The organism is Neorhizobium fuzhouense (assembly GCF_042611105.1).
Taxonomy (GTDB): Bacteria; Pseudomonadota; Alphaproteobacteria; order Rhizobiales; family Rhizobiaceae; genus Neorhizobium; species Neorhizobium galegae_A.
The window spans coordinates 169,669-170,962 of sequence record NZ_JBHFFP010000009.1; the positions used below are offsets into that span (position 1 = coordinate 169,669).

A 1,294-nucleotide genomic window follows, 5' to 3' on the forward strand; every position below is an offset into this window, starting at 1 on the left:
AATGAGCGTGTCCTGACCTCCATGATGGTCAAATCGACCGCGGTTTCCGATGCCGGCCTGTCGAAGCAGACGATCTACGAGGCAGGTCGCGAGACCATGCACCGCCAGACCTATGATCGTGCTGTGGAGGCAATGGATGGGGTTAATGGCGAGGTGGAACAGCTGATCCGAGCGGCATGGGGACGAGCATGAAGGGACGCGATATTCTCAAGGGGATGGTGGGCGCGACCGACCAGAAAAAGCCCGATGCGAACCCGCAGCAGGTCCATCGTCCGGCCGGTGCCGTGCGTGCGATGAACATGTCGCTTGGCCGCCTGAACGAAGAGGCCGCGGCTGCCAAGGTCTTGCGCGAAACGCTTGCGCAGGGTGACCGCGTGGTGGAACTCGATCCGGCGCAGGTCGAGGCCGCCTTCATTCAGGATCGCATTCCGGTCGCCGTTGACGTGACGCTCGAAGCGTTGAAGGCATCCATCCGTGAAAATGGCCAGCAGGTGCCAATCCTCGTTCGACCACATCCGGAAAAGGCCAAACTCTATCAGGCGGCCTATGGTCATCGCCGCTTGCGGGCTGCAGGCGAGCTCGGGTTGAAGGTCAAGGCGGTCATCCGCCAGCTGAGCGACCAGGAGCTGATCCTCGCACAGGGCCAGGAAAACGGCCAGCGCGTCGATCTCAGCTTCATCGAACGGGCACTCTTTGCGCGTCGGATGGACGACCACGGCTTTGATCGTGAGACGATTGCGCAGGCGCTTTCGGTCGATAAACCGGAAGTGTCGCGGCTGTTGCAGGTGGCGCAGGCCGTGCCGGATGCCATCATCCTCGCCATCGGCCCGGCGCCCAAGATCGGCCGGCCGCGCTGGCTGGCGCTGGCTGACCGTCTGAAGGTTCAGGCGTCGGCGCGCAAGGCTGCAGCCATGACCGGCGCAGAGGATTTTGGCGCCGCAGACAGCAATGACCGCTTCGCCAGCCTCTGGGCAGCCCTCAATGAGGCGGCGCCTGAGCAGAAGATGCGGGCAAGCGATGAGGCGGTAAAGACCCGCAAGGGGATCGTGCTTGGTACGTTGTCGCGGTCGGGGAAGGGGGCAAAGCTTGCCATCCGCTCGCAGGCCTTTGCCGACTTCATGGCTGAGCGGATGCCGCAGCTGGTGGCCGAGTTCGAAAAACGGGATGAGGGCGCTTCGGACGCCTGATCTCATTGTCAGCTGACAATGGCAGGCTTTTACGAAGGCCTGCCGCAAAATAGATCACAGGTTCGGCCCGTTCGCAGTGCGCGGGCTGATCAGGGAAATGAAGACAT

The 1,294-nt window shown here is 62.5% G+C and carries 1 protein-coding gene and 1 pseudogene; both read left to right on the plus strand.

Going from position 1 to position 1,294, the window contains the following annotated elements:
- Positions 1-192, plus strand: a pseudogene (locus tag ACEXP3_RS16940) (plasmid partitioning protein RepA); the annotation flags it as partial.
- On the plus strand, positions 189-1,187 hold the full coding sequence (repB, locus tag ACEXP3_RS16945) for a plasmid partitioning protein RepB (RefSeq protein WP_377298329.1): 999 nt from the start codon (positions 189-191) through the stop codon (positions 1,185-1,187). The pseudogene ACEXP3_RS16940 and the gene repB, both read left to right, overlap by 4 nt.
- The last annotated feature ends 107 nt before the right edge of the window (positions 1,188-1,294 follow it).